The organism is Rouxiella silvae (assembly GCF_002093625.1).
Classification (GTDB): domain Bacteria; phylum Pseudomonadota; class Gammaproteobacteria; order Enterobacterales; family Enterobacteriaceae; genus Rouxiella; species Rouxiella silvae.
Map to the genome: position 1 here is coordinate 1 of NZ_MRWD01000047.1, position 16,553 is coordinate 16,553.

The 16,553-nt window shown below is 48.8% G+C and carries 14 protein-coding genes and 1 pseudogene; 10 read left to right on the forward strand and 5 right to left on the reverse strand.

From position 1 onward, the window contains the following. Window positions 1-163: 163 nt before the first annotated feature. Window positions 164-1,123 carry an NRAMP family divalent metal transporter gene (locus BS639_RS17760; RefSeq protein ID WP_084983829.1) on the forward strand — a complete coding sequence of 320 codons (960 nt, stop codon included), beginning with the start codon at window positions 164-166 and terminating at the stop codon, window positions 1,121-1,123. Between the two features lie 656 nt (window positions 1,124-1,779). On the opposite strand, the gene BS639_RS17765 is transcribed toward BS639_RS17760, so the two are convergent. Then, window positions 1,780-2,538, reverse strand: coding sequence for a GntR family transcriptional regulator (locus BS639_RS17765; RefSeq protein ID WP_226951069.1), 759 nt, complete (start codon window positions 2,536-2,538; stop codon window positions 1,780-1,782). 174 nt (window positions 2,539-2,712) lie between these two features. After that, window positions 2,713-3,816: a sugar phosphate isomerase/epimerase family protein gene (locus BS639_RS17770; protein WP_084983830.1), complete on the reverse strand. Its 1,104-nt coding sequence runs from the start codon at window positions 3,814-3,816 to the stop codon at window positions 2,713-2,715. A gap of 626 nt (window positions 3,817-4,442) precedes the next feature. Here BS639_RS17770 and BS639_RS17775 point away from each other — a divergent pair. From BS639_RS17775 to BS639_RS17805, 7 genes are all read left to right on the forward strand, one after another. Continuing rightward, window positions 4,443-5,555, forward strand: a complete 1,113-nt coding sequence (locus BS639_RS17775; RefSeq protein ID WP_084983831.1) for an ABC transporter ATP-binding protein — start codon at window positions 4,443-4,445, stop codon at window positions 5,553-5,555. Between the two features lie 25 nt (window positions 5,556-5,580). After that, window positions 5,581-6,630 (forward strand): ABC transporter substrate-binding protein, encoded by a 1,050-nt coding sequence (locus BS639_RS17780; protein WP_084983832.1) that lies wholly within the window; start codon window positions 5,581-5,583, stop codon window positions 6,628-6,630. Window positions 6,631-6,640: 10 nt separating this feature from the next. Then, window positions 6,641-7,468 (forward strand): ABC transporter permease, encoded by an 828-nt coding sequence (locus BS639_RS17785; RefSeq protein WP_084983833.1) that lies wholly within the window; start codon window positions 6,641-6,643, stop codon window positions 7,466-7,468. Next, the gene (locus BS639_RS17790; protein ID WP_084983834.1) at window positions 7,461-8,285 is read left to right on the forward strand and encodes an ABC transporter permease; all 825 of its coding nucleotides are present in this window, start codon (window positions 7,461-7,463) and stop codon (window positions 8,283-8,285) included. Before BS639_RS17785 ends, BS639_RS17790 begins: the two co-directional genes overlap by 8 nt. 46 nt (window positions 8,286-8,331) lie before the next feature. After that, window positions 8,332-9,756, forward strand: coding sequence for a M24 family metallopeptidase (locus BS639_RS17795; protein ID WP_084983836.1), 1,425 nt, complete (start codon window positions 8,332-8,334; stop codon window positions 9,754-9,756). 1 nt (window position 9,757) lies between these two features. Beyond that, window positions 9,758-10,432, forward strand: a complete 675-nt coding sequence (locus BS639_RS17800; RefSeq protein ID WP_084983838.1) for a flavin reductase family protein — start codon at window positions 9,758-9,760, stop codon at window positions 10,430-10,432. 116 nt (window positions 10,433-10,548) lie between these two features. Next, a complete protein-coding gene (locus BS639_RS17805) occupies window positions 10,549-11,622 on the forward strand; it encodes a porin (RefSeq protein ID WP_084983839.1) in 1,074 nt (357 codons plus the stop codon). A 256-nt stretch (window positions 11,623-11,878) separates the two neighbouring features. Here the strand turns inward: BS639_RS17805 and BS639_RS25150 are convergent. Together BS639_RS25150 and BS639_RS17815 are read right to left on the reverse strand one after the other, a co-directional pair. Beyond that, window positions 11,879-12,085 (reverse strand): annotated as a pseudogene (locus BS639_RS25150) (PLP-dependent aminotransferase family protein); the annotation flags it as partial. Between the two features lie 24 nt (window positions 12,086-12,109). After that, window positions 12,110-12,697 carry a TetR/AcrR family transcriptional regulator gene (locus BS639_RS17815; protein ID WP_084983840.1) on the reverse strand — a complete coding sequence of 196 codons (588 nt, stop codon included), beginning with the start codon at window positions 12,695-12,697 and terminating at the stop codon, window positions 12,110-12,112. Window positions 12,698-12,807: 110 nt separating this feature from the next. Here BS639_RS17815 and BS639_RS17820 point away from each other — a divergent pair, with 110 nt between their 5' ends. Then, window positions 12,808-13,557 (forward strand): SDR family NAD(P)-dependent oxidoreductase, encoded by a 750-nt coding sequence (locus BS639_RS17820; protein ID WP_084983842.1) that lies wholly within the window; start codon window positions 12,808-12,810, stop codon window positions 13,555-13,557. A gap of 33 nt (window positions 13,558-13,590) precedes the next feature. Next, window positions 13,591-15,030: an MDR family MFS transporter gene (locus BS639_RS17825; RefSeq protein WP_084983843.1), complete on the forward strand. Its 1,440-nt coding sequence runs from the start codon at window positions 13,591-13,593 to the stop codon at window positions 15,028-15,030. Between the two features lie 614 nt (window positions 15,031-15,644). Here BS639_RS17825 and BS639_RS17830 read toward each other — a convergent pair. Continuing rightward, complete coding sequence (locus tag BS639_RS17830; RefSeq protein ID WP_084983845.1) at window positions 15,645-16,541, reverse strand: SDR family NAD(P)-dependent oxidoreductase; 897 nt, start codon at window positions 16,539-16,541, stop codon at window positions 15,645-15,647. Window positions 16,542-16,553: the final 12 nt, after the last annotated feature.

Sequence of the window (16,553 nt, forward strand, 5' to 3'; positions counted from 1 at the left end):
ATCTTATCTAGGTACTAAAAACCTGTATTTTTATATACATGTAATTTATAGATATCTCCAGTAACAATAAAACCCTACATTCTATGATATTTCTTCATCAATTTGAGATAGATAGTTCCTTGTTACGCTATGCTTAAAAGGATTATTTATCTTTCGAGCCATCATGAAAAACCCCAATGTACGAGATAGTTCCCACATTAAGAAACCTTGGTGGAAAAAGTTAGGGCCTGGGCTTATAACAGGTGCGGCAGATGATGACCCGAGTGGTATAGCAACTTATTCACAAAGTGGCGCACAATTTGGATTTTCAATGTTATGGACCTTAGTCCTAACATATCCGTTAATGGTAGGAATTCAATTAATTAGCGCTAAGATAGGCCGTGTAAGCGGCAAGGGCTTAGCCACCAACATTCGGCTACATTATCCAATGCCACTGCTTTATATAATAATTTTCTTACTATTCATCGCCAATACAATAAATATTGCTGCCGATGTTGCAGCAATGGGTGAGGCATTAAAATTACTTATTGGTGGCTATACTCACCTTTATGCATTCATGTTTGTTGTTATTTCTCTATTACTGCAAGTTTTCATTTCCTACAATAGCTATGTTCGTGTATTAAAGTGGCTAACTTTAGTCCTCTTTGCATATGTAGGTATTATCTTTGTTGTCCATATTCCATGGGGACAAGTGGTTAAGAAAACGCTCATTCCACAAATATCATGGAGTTCAGACTACATCACTGTTGTAGTAGCTATTTTTGGTACCACTATCAGTCCCTATCTTTTTTTCTGGCAAGCATCCCAAGAAGTTGAAGAGTTACGAGAAAATCCAAGTGCTAAGGCTTTGATAGTCGATGCAAAAGGGTCAAAAACCATTTTTAATCGTATAAAAATAGATACAATGATAGGAATGGGTATTTCCAACGTTGTCGCATTTTTCATAATGTTAACAACAGCAGTAACTTTGAATTTGCATCACGTGACTAACATTCAAACTTCTGCGCAAGCAGCTTCTGCGCTTCGGCCTGTTGCTGGCCAATTTGCCTTTTGGTTATTTAGTTTTGGTATCATTGGTACTGGTCTTTTAGCGATCCCAGTACTGGCAGGCTCAGCTGCTTAAAAAGCAGGTGTAAGGATTTTAGGTTTTAATATTCAAAAACAGCCGGTTAAGTCACTTTTTCCGGCTGTTTTACTACCTCCCTGAGTACATAACTCCTTTCAATTAGATCAAATACTTACCATTCGTTTTGGGGAATGATTTCTCTTCATAAATCCAAATCTGTGCATTCCAGATGACGCAGCAGCAGGCGGCAGTCATGACGTTAATTAATTGAATTAAATAATAAAATCACCGGTAATGGCATCGAACTAAGTACAAAAAAAGCAGTTTGTAACCAACTGAATTAACAAGGAATAAATTTAGTTTTGCAGAAGGCTTTTAGTGCGCAGCTCCGCTTATTTTCTTAAATAGGTATTCGCATTTTGCTTGACTGCTTGTTCGCAAATTATTTTTTCGTTTCCAACAAAATTTTAAACAGATGAGGGGAAGTTGACAGGCAGCTTTGAGCGAGGAGCGGACATTGAGCACTTCGATCCCATGGTTTTAGTCAGTCGGAATAAATAAGTAATTCAGAGTGAATTACTGCATTTCCCTGGAACTTACGAGTTTCGTTTTAACCGTAAGCGGATTAGCTTGTCTGTTGCAGTACCGGCAAGTAACCAATATTTATAATAATTCTTCTAATTACAGAGGATTCTTGCCGGCAAGAATAATGTTTATGAGAAGTTTTCCAGGACCGACAGGAACGAATTTCTGTCTCCATGCCCCTCAGTCAGTCTCACTCGCCCTTCAATATCGGCCAGATGGTGATCCATTAACTCACGGGCTTTTATTAAATCCTTAGCTTTGAGGGCGGTGACAATCATGCGATGGTGGTCAGCACCACAGTCATCCTTTCTTTTTTCCTCGTAAAGTGACATCACGAGAGAGAGTCGCGCCACAATCTTGGCCAGCATTTCAGTCAACACCGGATTACCTGCCAGCTCGGCCAATACAATATGAAACTTGCCAGAAAGCACCGTCTTGGATTTTTCATCGCCATGATGATGGGTTTGCTCTTCTTCGTCAGCCAGAATTTCCAGCGCATTTAGCTGCTCCGGCGTTGCGCGCGCAATGACGAACTCCAATAACAGTGATTCAATCCTTCGACGTGCTTCAAAAAGATTTCTGGCCTGCTCAATGCTCGGCTCTGCAACAAAAGTACCTCGATTGCGCTTTCGCTCCAGAAGATGATCGCTTTCCAAAACCCCCAAGGCGCCGCGCACTACCGTTCTGCTGACACCAAAATGTTCGGCAATCGCTTCTTCCAGTATTTTGGTGCCAGGAGTCAGTGCGCCTTCTCCAATCGCGGCGGCTAATGTCATACGAATACGTTCTGAAACATCATCGTGACTGTCAGCGCTGTTTATCGCCTTATTGGCGGCTGACGTCGCTTTATTGCTCGTGCCGCGCGATTTTTTGATTATCTTTTCCACCACAAACCTCTTAAGCACACATGCAGATAACAACGGGTTTTTTTATTATCTCGATAATAATATTTATACGCAAATGTTGATAGCGGCGGTAAATTTTCACGCAGACTGACGTGAGTACTCGCGCCATTATGCTACAGCTTTAGATTTTGCATCCCATCCATAAGATCCGTTCCATTACGAAAGGCCAATGCCTTGTTTATTACAAATGTGCCGAATATGGCGGGACGATTTATTGATGAAATTTATGGCTTCCTGAAAACCATAAGGTTGATGCTGGTAATCTGGATATCCGTAATTATCCCTTTCGTAGACTTCCCAATCGGCTATCTCGCCGGCGATGACTCTCGTTTCGAACGCATCGACCATTGACAGGTAAGCCTGCTCCTCATCTGTCGATAAATCAGGATGGCCGGCACGCCATAACGGATCGTTGAGCTGAATGCACTGCCTTGGATACGCACGTCGAGGATTATCCGCAGTGGATTGTGCAATCTCCAGAGAGAGATTAAGTTGCGGCTTTACTGCTGCCAAAATATGCAAAATGGCTGTGAAATCAACGATACCCTCCCCACAAGGTCGTGGCTGAAAGTCAAAACCGCCGGCCGCTCTTCCGATATATGCATCCTTGATATGCGTTTGGCGGACGTAAGGGGCAAGACGTTTGGTCGCCCACACAGGATGTTCGGCGCGTTGCAGCATGTTTGCCGTGTCGAGCACGACGCCTGTACAATCTTCACCCACGGCTTCTATCAGGCGTAGAATTTCGAACGAGGTGATTTCATCATGCGTTTCGATATTCATGTGGATCCCGAGCGCACGTGCTGCGGGTGCAAGTTTCTTAAGCACTTTTTCGGTAGCGAGCAGCTGCTCTTCCCACGTGACATCGGTGCGGAATCTATCCACCGCCAATCGTCCCCGATAGGCAGGCTTAAAATTTCCCGGCGATACCCAAAGTTCATGACAGCCAATTGCCGCGCTGGCCTCCATCATTTTGGTGAGGCCTGCAATGATATCGCCCTCGCCAATTGCACGCAGCTCCGGAGACTCTGCGCTGCAATAAGGGTTAATTTTGCCTAGTCCGCTCTCCAGATAAAGTCCCAGCTCGTCGGCTTTACTGCGTATTTCTCGAAGCCGGCCGAGGTCGAGTGTCGGGCTCATATCCAGAACGGTACTAAAGAAAACTCCTCCTAGACCGAGCATCTTTACGTGGTCAAGGCTAGCGAGTGGGCCGCGCTTTTTGACTTCGGGTAATTTCAACCCATCAATGCCTAATCTCATTACTGACTCCAAGTTTTATAAATGTCGAAAAAACCGTGCAATCGGCATGCCACTCTTTACTCTCAAGCAAGAAAGAAAAATATAACAATTTGATTTTAATGAATAAATTAAACTAATTATATTATTAATAACTTTCGAAAGTATTTACGAAAGATAGTTTATCAACTGCTTCTGCTTCATTTGCCTGGTTAAATGATATCCTGAATAAATTCAGGAACAGACAAGAAATACTTAACTTATTGAAAATAATAACTTTCTCAGAGTGACTCTCGTCTTCTTGCTACCTTTTCCTTTACCTACTCCCCTTAATCGATGAAAGTTTTGGTATTTGCTGCACCAAAATGATGACGAATGCGCACCAAAATAACAATAAAAACAAAACATAAAGATTCGCATATTTATTATTATTCTTTTAAAAACAAATGTTCGGATGTATTTTTAAATTAAAAATGTTTTAAATCAGTTAGATAAAAACTCACTCTCTACGGAAAATCATATTGGCATGTGGTTTGCTACCTGCTTCCTATGACTCATCATGACTCAATCACTTACTACTTGGTCTCACTCATTTCTTAAGTTTATGGGTTAACAACGGTCCTTGGATACGACTTGAATCAGGAAGCTATATGCCAGATATGCAGAACAACTCGCAAAAAAAACGATTAACTGTTCAGGGGCTTACACACAGTTATGGCGGAAAAAATGCCATAAATGATGTGTCATTCCATATTGAGGCAGGCGAAATCGTTGCCTTGCTGGGCCCAAGCGGCTGCGGCAAATCAACCGTACTGCGCGCCATTGCTGGCCTGATCCAGCCAAAGGCCGGGCAGATAGATCTGGGAGGGCAGAACCTTGCGGTCGTCTCTGCCAGAGCGCGTGGTATTGGGATGGTATTTCAAAATTACGCGTTATTCCCGCATCTGACCGTTGCTGAAAATATTGCCTATCCTCTGGCCTGCCAGCAGATTTCACGCGCCGAACGCAAACAACGCGTAGAAGAGATGCTGGCGCTGGTCAGACTGAATGACTTTGGCAATCGACTGCCCCGCGAGCTGTCGGGCGGACAGCAGCAGCGCGTCGCCGTAGCTCGCGCCATCGCCGGTCGCCCTTCACTGTTGCTTCTTGATGAACCCTTTGGTGCATTGGATCGTGCGCTGCGCTTTGATCTACAGGTTGAACTGCTGCATCTGCAAAAAACGCTGGGCATCACCACGCTTATCGTTACCCACGATCAGGAGGAAGCCCAAAGCCTGGCTAATCGTCTGGTGCTGATGAATAAAGGTCAGGTTGAGCAGATTGATACCCCGATGGCCGTCTACGACAAGCCGAAGACCTTGTTCGTTAACACATTTATTGGTCAAGCTAACATGCTGCACGGCACGGTAGGCCAGCTAGAAAATGACAGCACGCTGATTACCCTGACCGATAATAAAACCCTTCGCTTGCCTCGACGTTTGAATTTCACACAGGGTTCCAGGGTCACTGTGACCTTCCGACCGGAGGAGGTTCGCCTTATTCCCCAGCATGGTGAAAACACGCAGCCCGTTCGTATGACCGTGTCCGTCCCGCTTGGCCCTTCTCTTGTGCACGATCTGGCGCTTGAAGATGGTACCAGCCTGCGCGCATCGGAACTTCGCGGGCCTTCCACCTTTATACCCGCGCCGGGAACTCAACTTTTCGCAGAAATTGACACCACTCGGTGCCACGTTTTTCCGGCTGAACCGGAATTTACCCGCTAATAACAGACTCTCAGAGGTAGGCATAATGAAGGACTTTGAAATCAGTCGTCGTCGGTTCGGTTATTTGGTTGCAGGCGTTGCGGCGTCAACCATGCTGCCGTTTTCCCTGCGCGCCGCTGCTGCGGCTCAAAGCAGTGCGATTGCCGCAGCATTTCCAGGCAACTGGGAAGATGCGTATCGCAACATCCTGACCCCGATGCTGCAGAAAGAAGGCTTTGGCCTGACCATCGCCCCGGTGATGGCGCAGGATCAGTTAGCCAAAACGATGGCCAGCCCGGGCCACCCACCCTATGACACGCTGCTAATGTCGCCGGGGCAAACCACCGTAGCGATACAAAACAACCTGATCCAGAAAATTGATCCCAGCCGGCTCAAGAATTGGTCATTACTGGATCGCTCTTTTCAGGGTGAATATGGCCCAACGGTCACGGTTGAAGTAAACGGTATCGCCTACAACCCGGATCTAGTTCCGCGGCCTAAAGGCTACCGCGATTTGTTTGAAAATCCGGCCTATAAAGGGTTGGTTTCCTGGACGGGCTTTGAGTCAAACACGGCGGTCATGGCCTATACGGAAATGGCCAAAATCTTTGGTACCGGCCCGGAAGATATGCAGGCCGTCTTTGAATTATTCAAAAAACACCCGGACCAGCTCAAGGGCATTGTTGACAGCACCAATCACCAGATGACGCTGTTCCAGCAGGGCGAAATTGCCGTCTTCATGTGCAGCACCAACAACGTTGCCCGCCTGAAAAGCCTGGGGATGAATGCCGAATTTGTTCATCCACAAACCGGCTCACCGGCCGCGCCTGTCAATATCCATTTAACCAAGGGATCGACTAACCTCGATGCCGCTTATGCCTATATGGATGCAGCCATTTCGCAAAGCGTGCAGCAGCAGCTAATGCTGCCGCCGACCGACATGTTCCCGACCAATCAAACGGTGGCACTCTCCCCTGCGATTGCCGCCTATGTCACCCGTGACCAGATTAAGACGCTGGTTTACCCCGACTGGGCGTCGATTAACAAAAATCGCGATAGCTGGATCCGCCAGTTCGACACGCTGGTTGCCGGTTGAGGAAATAAAGATGAAGCAGAGCGGTTTTCCTTATGTCATTCCGATGCTGGTACTTTCCATCGTGTTTTTTGTCACCCCTCTGGCAGTGCTGGTTGGCTACAGCTTTGCCGGTCCGAGTGGCGCAACCCTCGGCCACTATGGGCAATTTTTTGGCGACGATTTTAACTTTCGCGTCCTGATCAATACCGCCCGTCTTGGCATAGAAACGGTGATCGGTACCACCGTGCTTGGCGTACCGATTGCTCTGCTGTACTGGCACAGTGGTAAAAATGTGCGTCAGGTTTTAGTTTTCCTGACCCTCATTCCGATGCTGACCAGCAACGTGGTTCGCACCTTTGCCTGGATAGTGATCCTCGGTCGTCAGGGTCCCATTAGCGAGGCGTTATTCTCACTGGGTATTACTGGGACGCCTACCAGCCTGATGTTTACCGAACTCGGACTGGTGATGGCCATGTGCCAGATTGATCTGCCGCTAATCATCCTGCCGCTGATTGCCGTGCTTTCGCGCACGCCTTTTCAACTCACGGAGGCCGCTCAGGTCTCCGGGGCGGGATCGTGGCGAATCCTGACTACCGTGCTGCTGCCGCTGATGCTGCCGGGCCTGCTGGCCGGCTGGATCCTGGTGTTTGCCAGCACCAGCAGTTCGTTTGTCACCCAGGCGGTGATTGGCGGAGCGCGTAACGTCTACGTGCCGCAGCTGATTTATCGCGAAGTCGGCACGCTGTTTGACTGGCCGCTAGCCTCCGCTATTGCCGTGGTGTTGTTGCTGACTACCGGCTGTTTACTGGTCGCACTGACCATGATCTCACGCCACAGGAGACTGGTCGGCCATGCCTAATCATCGTGATAACCCTATACCGGCCGTGCTTTACAAGATCTTTGTTTACGGCTTTGGCACGCTGTGCGTCATCTATCTGGTTGCGCCGATCGTTATTGCATTGATGATGTCGTTCACCTCGGGGCAAACCTTGAAGTATCCGCCGCAGGGATTTTCTCTGCGCTGGTATGAAGCGCTGCTCGACCCTGTCAGGTCAGGCACCGAGCATATCGCGGCTTGGAACTCGCTGAAAATTGCCGGATGGGCGGTATTCGGCTCGCTGCTGTTTGCGGTGCCCGCCACCATCGGCATGACCCGCATGAAGCGCCGCAGCGTCAACGCCATTGAGCCGTTGCTTCTGGCACCGCTGGTGCTGCCGAGCCTGGTCTATGGTCTGGCCGCGCTGATCGTCGCCAACTTTATCGGCTTTCAGCCTTCGCTTGGGTTAACGGTGATCGGCCATGTTGTGGTGTTTGGCCCGCTGATGTATCGCGCCGTTTCGGTGGTGGCTCAGGGCATGAATCCTTCTTTGGCGGAGGCCTCTACCACCATGGGCGCCAGCTGGTTTATGACGCTGCGTCGCGTAACGCTGCCGCTGCTGACGCCGGGGATCCTCGCCGGGGCCTTCCTGGTATTTATTCAGTCGCTGGACAACGTCACGGTCTCGCTGTTCCTTGCTGATGCCCGCACCACGGTGCTGCCGCTGCGCATGTTTGCGCTGATTGAAGAGTCGCTCGACCCTCGCGTGGCGGCGATTGCCGGAATATTAATCGCCGTGACGCTGCTTGGACTGCTGGTTGCGCGACGCGTGCTGTCGCCCGCGCGACAACAGCCATAAAAGTTAACTTAAAACCTCTTATTATCCGATTTAAAAGGAACAACCCATGAATACTCACGCGACCCCCGCCGCAGGCTATCGCATCGGCTCGCTGCTGTCCGATTTTCAGCCAGATTTCGAATTCTCGGCCCCTTTGCCGCTGCCGCTGGAGGAGTTCGAGGAGCGCCTGCGCCGCATCAGACGCCAGGCCGTCGAAGCAGGACACGACGCGATGATTGTGCATGCGGGCAGCGTCGGCTGGTTCCACGTCTCTAATGCCTACCTGCGCTATATTTGCGACTGGATGCGTGAAGGCGTGCTGATCGTGCCGACCGACTCAGATAAGCCTCTGACTCTGCTTTCATTTTTTACCCAGTCCGTTCTGCTGCCGCCGGGTGGCGAGCCGCTGTTAGTTGACGAAATCTGGCAGATTGGTCCTATTGGCCGTGAATATGCCGACCGCCCGGGCGATTCGGTGATTAAAACGGCTGAGAAGTGTGCTGAAATTTTGGCGCGTTCAGGATTAGCCAATGCGCAGATTGCTCAAATTGGCGATAGAACTTCTCTGACCTTCTGGGCTGCGCTGAATGCACTGGCACCGAAGTGCAAATTCGTTGCTGACAACGGCATTCTCGATCGGCTGCAAAAAGTCCGCTCAGCGCGAGAAATCGCGATGCATCGCGCCGCCGCACAGCTGATTAGCATTGGCACTCAGGCGGCCTATCACGTTGCCAAACCGGGCGTGACCGACCACGAAATCTTTGCCGCCTTTACCGCCGCACAAATGGCCTTCGGTGGCGAAACCGGTGACGGCTACCAGATCGGGATTAACGAATTTGGTACCCACTGCGGCAAGCCCTATGGCCACGTTGTCAGGCCGGGTGACCTGATTAACCTGTATATCTCCAACGTCACCTGGCGCGGCTATACCGCACAGACTGCCCGCATGATTGCCATCGGGGAAATCACCTCGCATCAGGAAGAGGTGCTGGCCGCCTGTACCGAGGGCGTGAAGCGGGCCGAAAAATTGATTAAGCCGGGTGCGTTGATGCGCGACATTAATAACGCCGCCTTTGAGCCGATGATCGCACGCGGCATGCTGAACTCGCCCGAGGCCCGCACCATGCCTTATAACTGGGCACCAGAGGACGACGGTTCGGCACGGCTTATTCCGCGCCAGTATGTCAAAGACATTGACTGGGAAGCCCAGGGCAGAAAACTGATGCACGTTTATCCGGCAACTCACGGCCCGCACAACCCGAATCTTGGCCATTCTGTCGGTATGGCGGGCGGGCAAAACAGCTTTAACATTTCTTCCCATAACTACGATCGTCTGGAAGAAGGCATGGTTTTTGTGCTGCACACCCAATGGCTGGAGCCGCTTGCGGCCGGATGCAACATCGGCGACTGCTATGTGGTAACCGCCGACGGATTCGAGAACCTCAGCCGCCACACGCCGCTTGAAACACACCGTATTCGAACCGGAGCCTGATATGACTAAGCCAACCGCACATACCTATTTTGATTTTGCGTCCTTAACCGAGCGCGAGCGCTATAAAATTCTGATTGGCACGGTGATCCCTCGCCCAATCGCGCTGGTCACCACGCTCAGCAAAGAAGGTTTACCCAATGCCGGTCCTTTTAGTTTTTTTAATGTTCTGACCCACGATCCGGCAATAGTCGCGGTTGGGGTAGAAAATTACTCTGATATGCGCTTCAAGGACACGGCACGTAACATCCGTGAGACCGGCGAATTTACCGTTCATATCGTGGATGACGCCCTCGTCAATCAGATGGAAATCTGCGCCATCAAGTTTGGTCCAGAAGTCGATGAGCTGAAGGAAGCCGGCCTGGAAACCGTGCCCGGCGAAAAGGTGCGCAGCCCACGTATTCTTGCCGCGCCCGCTGCCCTGGAATGCCGCCGTCACACCATTCTTCAGGTAGGGGCCGCCCGCGAAATTATTCTCGGTGAAGTTATCGGCGTCTATGTTCGCAGCGATGCTGTCAATCCCGAAAATCTGCACATCGATCAGCAATTAATGGATGCCGTTGGACGTATGGGAGGTAATACCTACTGTCGAACGCGGGATCAGTTTGATGTTAAAACAATGACCAAAGCACAATGGGAAGCCCGCGAAATGACACAAAGAAATAAGGAAACCGATTAATGGCTAAATAAGTAAAACGCTGAGGAATTTATTTGTAAAGTCAAAATCGTTGCGTTAATTGTGGAAAAGTATAACCCCGCAAAGGGGATAATAATATTTACTGACAGGGTAAAAAAATGATGAAGCGTTCAGTCGTGGCGATAGCAATATCACTACTGCTCGGCATGTGCTCCGCACAAGCTGTCGAAATCTATAATAAAGACGGTAATAAACTCGACTTAAATGACAGAATAAAAGTTTCCCATGTTATATCTGATAATAGTGAGAATAGCGGCGATGCCTCATCAAATATTCAGGGGGGGTTTATCGGTGAAACGAAAATCACCAATAAACTGACGGGTTACGGAACCTGGTCTTATCAATTCAGTTTACGTGACTCAGAGGGGAGCGATGCACAGAATGGCAATGCCACCCGCCTTGGCTTTGCAGGCCTAAAATATGATACCTGGGGTTCCGTTGACTATGGACGTAATTTTGGCCTGATTTACGACGTGATGGCCAATACGGACATGTTACCCTACTTTGGTAGCGACTCTGACTATAACGACGTCTTTCTGGCTGGCCGTTCTTCCGGTTTACTGACCTGGCGTAATAATGGATTTTTCAATCTGGTCAAGGGGTTGAATATTGCCGCTCAGTATGAGGGCAAAAATGACCGCAGCGGCAGCGACAATGGCGTTACGCGTTCGAACGGCGACGGATTTGCCTTATCCGCCTCTTATACCTTCGATTCCGGGATAAGTTTTGGCGGTGCCTATGCCAGTCTAGACCGGACCGAAGCGCAAAATTCATTTGTCCACGGAAAGGGCAATAATGCTCAAAACTGGGCAACCACCGTGAAATATGATGCTAACCAGATTTATCTGGCGGCTGTATATGGTGAAACGCTAAATGCAACACCGATCAGTGGCGGATTTGCCAATAAAGCCAACGTTTTTGAAGCGGTTGCGCAATATCAATTTATTAATGGATGGCGCCCCTCTCTGGCCTATATCTCCTCCAGAGGAAAAGACATTGAGAATATTGGTGATGCCGATATTCTCAAATATGCCGCCCTCGGCACGTATTATTATTTTAATAAAAACATGTCCCTTTTTGCAGAATATCGTCTTAATCTGCTAAAAGACAATAATCCTCTCAATGTTGCTACCGACAACATACTTGCTGCAGGTCTCGCGTATCAATTCTAGTCAGTTGGCAAAGAATTTTCGATATTACGCAATGCGCTTTACCTCGATAGGTCACCCCCTATGGCGTATGTCATAGGGGGTTCAAACCTGCGCGGACCAAGCTCCAATACTGATGGATCATCACGAAGAAGTCGCCTAGCTTGGTTTACTGATATTCATTTTATATTAGAATTTTCGCTTTTTGAACATGGCAGCCGAAGCAATACTCGGGGCTACTTTGAGCGAACAACGGACATGCCATTAAATGAATAACTGGTTAAAGATACTGTTCGTCCTCCACAGCTTCTCGGACTTTAAGCAACGCTTTTTGTAAGCTCTCAATTGTGACAGACCCAAGAGCAATCCTGAGATCCTGTGGAACGACCAGTGACGTGCTAAAGGGTTCTGCAGTTGAAACGGAAATATTGCAGCCCATCAAATCCCTTGCGACCCGGTCCGCTCTTGCTTCATCTGGTAAAGTTAACCCATCCTTTGGGAAACGGCGGGGTTAGCGTGCCTCTACACATGCATTAATAGCCAATGCTGCAATTTGTTTCGCTTCCTTACAAGAAAGCACCTTTGATGCCAGCCTATGACGCATCGTCGCCAGTCCAATGACATAGGAAGCGATCAACGCTGCGCGAGCTTCAGTATCCTTTCCTGACAAAAGTTTGGATAAGGGACTGATAAACTCTGCGTGAAAAGAATCAGCGATTAGCATGGCAATCTTAGGATTTACTGTTTGGTGAAGTAGCATGCCCAGAGCATCAAATGGATGTTGCTCTTCATCATCCTCTATGTCGTCTTTCAGTATCTGGTCGACAAGATAGGCGCCTAAGTTGTCAAGCTCTGGCGGCAAATGCGCTGCCACATCAAATCCGCCTTTGATAGCAGCGGCAAAAAGTTTTTCTTTACTGCCAAAGTACCGATTGATTAATGCAGCGTCGACCCCGGCATCTGCTGCAATGTCACGGGTACCCACACTGTCATAGCCGCATAAGGAGAAGCGGGTTTGTGCAGCAGCAAGGATGCGTTTCTGTGTCTGAGCTGCGTCCCGTACGCTTACCCCTCTCTTTTTATTGCTAATCTCATTCATCTTGGCCTCCTGACTTTGATATTTTCTACATTATGTCATCACGCGTTGACATTAACTATCTTTGTGTTGAACATGCTTGTCATCAACTGATGACAAGCGTGGGTATAGCAATGAACGAGAAAAAAATGATGGGTAAGGTTGTTGTTGTTACAGGAGGAAGTAGCGGTATTGGTCTGGCGGCAAGTTCCTTGTTTATTAAGGAAGGTGCAACGGTGGTAATTGCGGCTCGAAGCAGCGAGGGGCTTAGAAAGGCAAAAGAAAAGCTAGGAGAAAATGCTAAGACCTTCCCTGTTGATGTAGCTGAACCCGAAGAAATCTGTGCCTTGATGGAGCATGTTGGCACCACTTTCGGACATATCGATGTGCTGTTCGCTAATGCAGGGATATCTGAATGTCCTGATATTTTGCAAACTAATGAGACCTTCTTTGATGATCTTATGAACACCAACGTCAAGGGTGTTTTTTATGCTTTCACATATGCGCTGCCTTGGATGTCAGTTGGCGCCTCAGCTGTTTTCACCAGTTCAGTGATCCAACAACGTGGTAAACCAGGTGATGCGCTTTATGCCGCAAGTAAAGCTGCCGTGCGTAGCTTCGCTCGGACATTCGCCGTCGACTCGCATGTTATCCAAAAGAAAGTCCGCGTCAATGTGGTAAGCCCTGGAGCGATCAAGACCCCTTTGACAGTTCAGGCTACTGATAACCCGGAAATATCGGTCTGGGTCAGCGACCAGGTTCCTCTAGGACGCTGGGGAGAGGCGGATGAGGTAGCTCGCGCCGTATTGTTCCTTGCTTCCACTGATGCATCCTATCTGACCGGAAGCGAGATTGCCGTTGACGGCGGTCTTGGTCAAGTTTAGTCCCTTAAGGCTCTTAAAGGCGCATAAATAATTATGCAGGGTTCCTCTATTTCCCCTTCGGGCACAACGCAGATTGGCAAGGTCATGCTGCCTTTACTGCTCGTGTTGTTTATCAGCACGCTAGATCAAACGATTGTTGCTACGGCCTTGGGGCCAATTAGCCTTGTTTTGGGAAACCAATCGCTGGCACCCTGGGTTGCCACCGCCTATCTGTTGACCAGTGCGGTAACGACACTACTTTTCGGTAAACTAAGCGATATTACTGGGCGAAAATTAATGCTTCAGGTCAGTATTGTTATTTTTGTTGTGGGGTCCTTGCTTTGTGCCTTCGCGCCGACCATGTTGTGGTTGATCGTTTTCCGTGCCCTACAGGGAATTGGCGGCGGCGGATTAAACTCACTGGTCATGACGGTCGTTAGTGAGTTGATTGCTGCTCGCGAACGAGCACGTTACCAGGCTATTTTGGGGATGGTGCCTGCACTGGCAGTCATCGCAGGGCCGGTAATGGGCGGCTTTATCGTCGCACATTGGGATTGGATGTGGATTTTCATGATAAATATTCCAGTTGGTGTGCTGGCATTTATGTTATTGGCCGCTCGTTTGCACCTCCCTCACCTCCGCGTGCCGCGTAAGCTCGATATCAGTGGTGGTTTGCTTGTAACGATCTTCACGACAGCTATTCTGCTTTTGGCTACAAAGGATGGTAAAGGTATATGGTCCTCCTGGATTTTAGGTCTTATTGCTGGCTTGTGTTTTTTCGCCTATTTGTTCGTCGAGTCACGTGCTGTTGAACCTATAACTCCGTTGCATTTGTTTAAAAACCGTATTTTTTCTATCGCATCCATTTTATTTTTCCTCTCCACTGCAGTGCTTTTTATATGCATGATCTTTGTTCCTCTTATGCTCCAACAAGTGTTTGGGTTAGGGAGTTTGGGAGCTGGCGGCAGCATTGTCCCTTTGTTACTTGGCCTAATTTTTGGAACCATAGTCAGTGGCGGTGTGATTACTAAAACGGGTTGCTATAAAATATTCCCGGTTCTCGGCGCAATATTCTCCGCTTTGGGGCTTTATGCCATGAGCCTTATCAAACTTCATACTTCGTTGACTATGATAATGCTGTCGTTGGGATTGGTCGGTATCGGCCTGGGTTTTTTCATTCAGGTCACTACTCTGGCCGGGCAAAACGCAGTATCACACCGTGAACTCGGGGTAGCTACCGGGGCGCTCAACTTCTTCAAGACGTTAGGCGGAGCCGTTGGCACGGCGGTTTTTGGTGCCATCCAGACTTCAGCCATGCAGAGTCTGTCGGGAGTAAAGCCTGAACAAATGATTTCTTCTTTCCACGCGGTGTATTTTTGGGCATTGCCGCTTATGGTAATAGCATTAATCCTGGCATTGTTGATGCCGGAGAAACCTCTCTCAGAAAAGGTGTTAGAAATTGCAGAGGGGAAATTCGATGTGCCTGAATATTGAGAAAAAGCAACACAAAATGGCCGCATGGAGCAGGAAGACGATATCAGCATAGGTCAGTCTCGGCCTGAGAAACCGGAGACTGATTTTTACAGCAAACCCATTTCTTGGCGGCTTCAATTACCATTATTGTGCGCCGCATTGCGCATTACCTGAGCACAGGGGTTGAAATAGAGAAAGCTAGTTGATTCCGGCCTATTAACTAAACCCTGAATAGCCGACTGTTCAACGATACTCCCTCAAACGGCTAATGTCCGCACTTGGCACTTAGCAGTCAGCAATGCAGGTGGCGAGAAGTCCGGTTTACTGCTAATTTTCTGCTTGAGGTGGTCAAATTGTTTGTGTACAGACAGTCAAGTAAGATACGAAATGGAGCCTATGTTAGATGAAATTACGCACTTAAACCGTCTGGGGGTTCAAATCCCCCCAGCCCCACCAAAATAGAAAAGGCAGTTACAGATAAACTCAGTAAAACCAGTAAAACCAGTAAATTATGAGCACGGCAAGGACTACACAACGACACCATCGAGACAGAAAAGCTCGTGAGTGGGAAAAGACTGGCCTATGCTAATGTCGGATCAGTCTTTTCATGATCTCCTCTGTATAAAAAACTACCGCTAATGACGCGGTTTTAATAAGTCACCAAGGCCGATCCGCTGTAGAAACTCTTTACGAATACGATCGGCAACTGCGTTAACCACCTCAGCGCCATCGTCAGAGGGATCGACATGAACACGAAACGGACGTTTGCCGTAAGGAGTATTGACAATGTCAACCATCGCAGAGGCAACTGCGGCAACATCGGCATCTTCCGGCTCACAAGCAGCAAGCCCTTTAAGCGACTCGTCACCCAGACCAGCAGTTGGACCATTTTCGGTATACTCTATTTCGCGATGAGTATCGGCAGGTTTACCTGAGTGCAGAAAGTGGTTCGTGCCTTTGGTAAAGGCACCCGGAACAATAATCGATGACTCGATACCCCAGCGTGCCAGTTCCGCTGCGTAGCTGACGGCAATAGCATCCATTGCGGCTTTAGCAGCGAAGTAAGGTGCCAAATACGGCGGTGTGCCACCTCGAGTGCTGCTACTACCGACCCACAATAACAGCCCATTCTTTTGCTTGCGCAACAGCGGAAGGGCGGCACGGTTGACACGCTGGGTACCCAAAACGTTGATGTCATAGATTTGGGAAAACTGTTCCGGAAGGAACGCTTCGGTCGGCCCGTAAACCATATGGCCAGCGTTGTGCACGACAACATCCAGATGTCCCTGTTCTGCTATAATCTGCGCGACGGCCGCATCAGCAGAATCCTGAGACAAGACATCCAGCTCAATGGTTATTAAATCAACGTGATGTTCTTTGGCGTAATCCAGCGTACTGGTTACCTGCGGAGCATTACGGCCAGTTGTATCACGCATGCTGGCGTATACAGTATGGCCCGCATGGGCAAAGGCACGCGCAGACAGTGCACCAAAACCACTGGATGCGCCGGTAATCAAAATCACCTGTTTCATGATAGCTTCCTG

Excerpts from the sequence above, each read along its gene's own strand:
- BS639_RS17760 (WP_084983829.1), top strand. The coding sequence starts at position 164 with ATGAAAAACCCCAATGTACGAGATAGTTCCCACATTAAGAAACCTTGG.
- BS639_RS17770 (WP_084983830.1), bottom strand. The coding sequence starts at position 3,816 with ATGAGATTAGGCATTGATGGGTTGAAATTACCCGAAGTCAAAAAGCGC.
- BS639_RS17775 (WP_084983831.1), top strand. The coding sequence starts at position 4,443 with ATGCCAGATATGCAGAACAACTCGCAAAAAAAACGATTAACTGTTCAG.
- BS639_RS17780 (WP_084983832.1), top strand. The coding sequence starts at position 5,581 with ATGAAGGACTTTGAAATCAGTCGTCGTCGGTTCGGTTATTTGGTTGCA.
- BS639_RS17785 (WP_084983833.1), top strand. The coding sequence starts at position 6,641 with ATGAAGCAGAGCGGTTTTCCTTATGTCATTCCGATGCTGGTACTTTCC.
- BS639_RS17790 (WP_084983834.1), top strand. The coding sequence starts at position 7,461 with ATGCCTAATCATCGTGATAACCCTATACCGGCCGTGCTTTACAAGATC.
- BS639_RS17795 (WP_084983836.1), top strand. The coding sequence starts at position 8,332 with ATGAATACTCACGCGACCCCCGCCGCAGGCTATCGCATCGGCTCGCTG.
- BS639_RS17800 (WP_084983838.1), top strand. The coding sequence starts at position 9,758 with ATGACTAAGCCAACCGCACATACCTATTTTGATTTTGCGTCCTTAACC.
- BS639_RS17805 (WP_084983839.1), top strand. The coding sequence starts at position 10,549 with ATGATGAAGCGTTCAGTCGTGGCGATAGCAATATCACTACTGCTCGGC.
- BS639_RS17815 (WP_084983840.1), bottom strand. The coding sequence starts at position 12,697 with ATGAATGAGATTAGCAATAAAAAGAGAGGGGTAAGCGTACGGGACGCA.
- BS639_RS17820 (WP_084983842.1), top strand. The coding sequence starts at position 12,808 with ATGAACGAGAAAAAAATGATGGGTAAGGTTGTTGTTGTTACAGGAGGA.
- BS639_RS17825 (WP_084983843.1), top strand. The coding sequence starts at position 13,591 with ATGCAGGGTTCCTCTATTTCCCCTTCGGGCACAACGCAGATTGGCAAG.
- BS639_RS17830 (WP_084983845.1), bottom strand. The coding sequence starts at position 16,541 with ATGAAACAGGTGATTTTGATTACCGGCGCATCCAGTGGTTTTGGTGCA.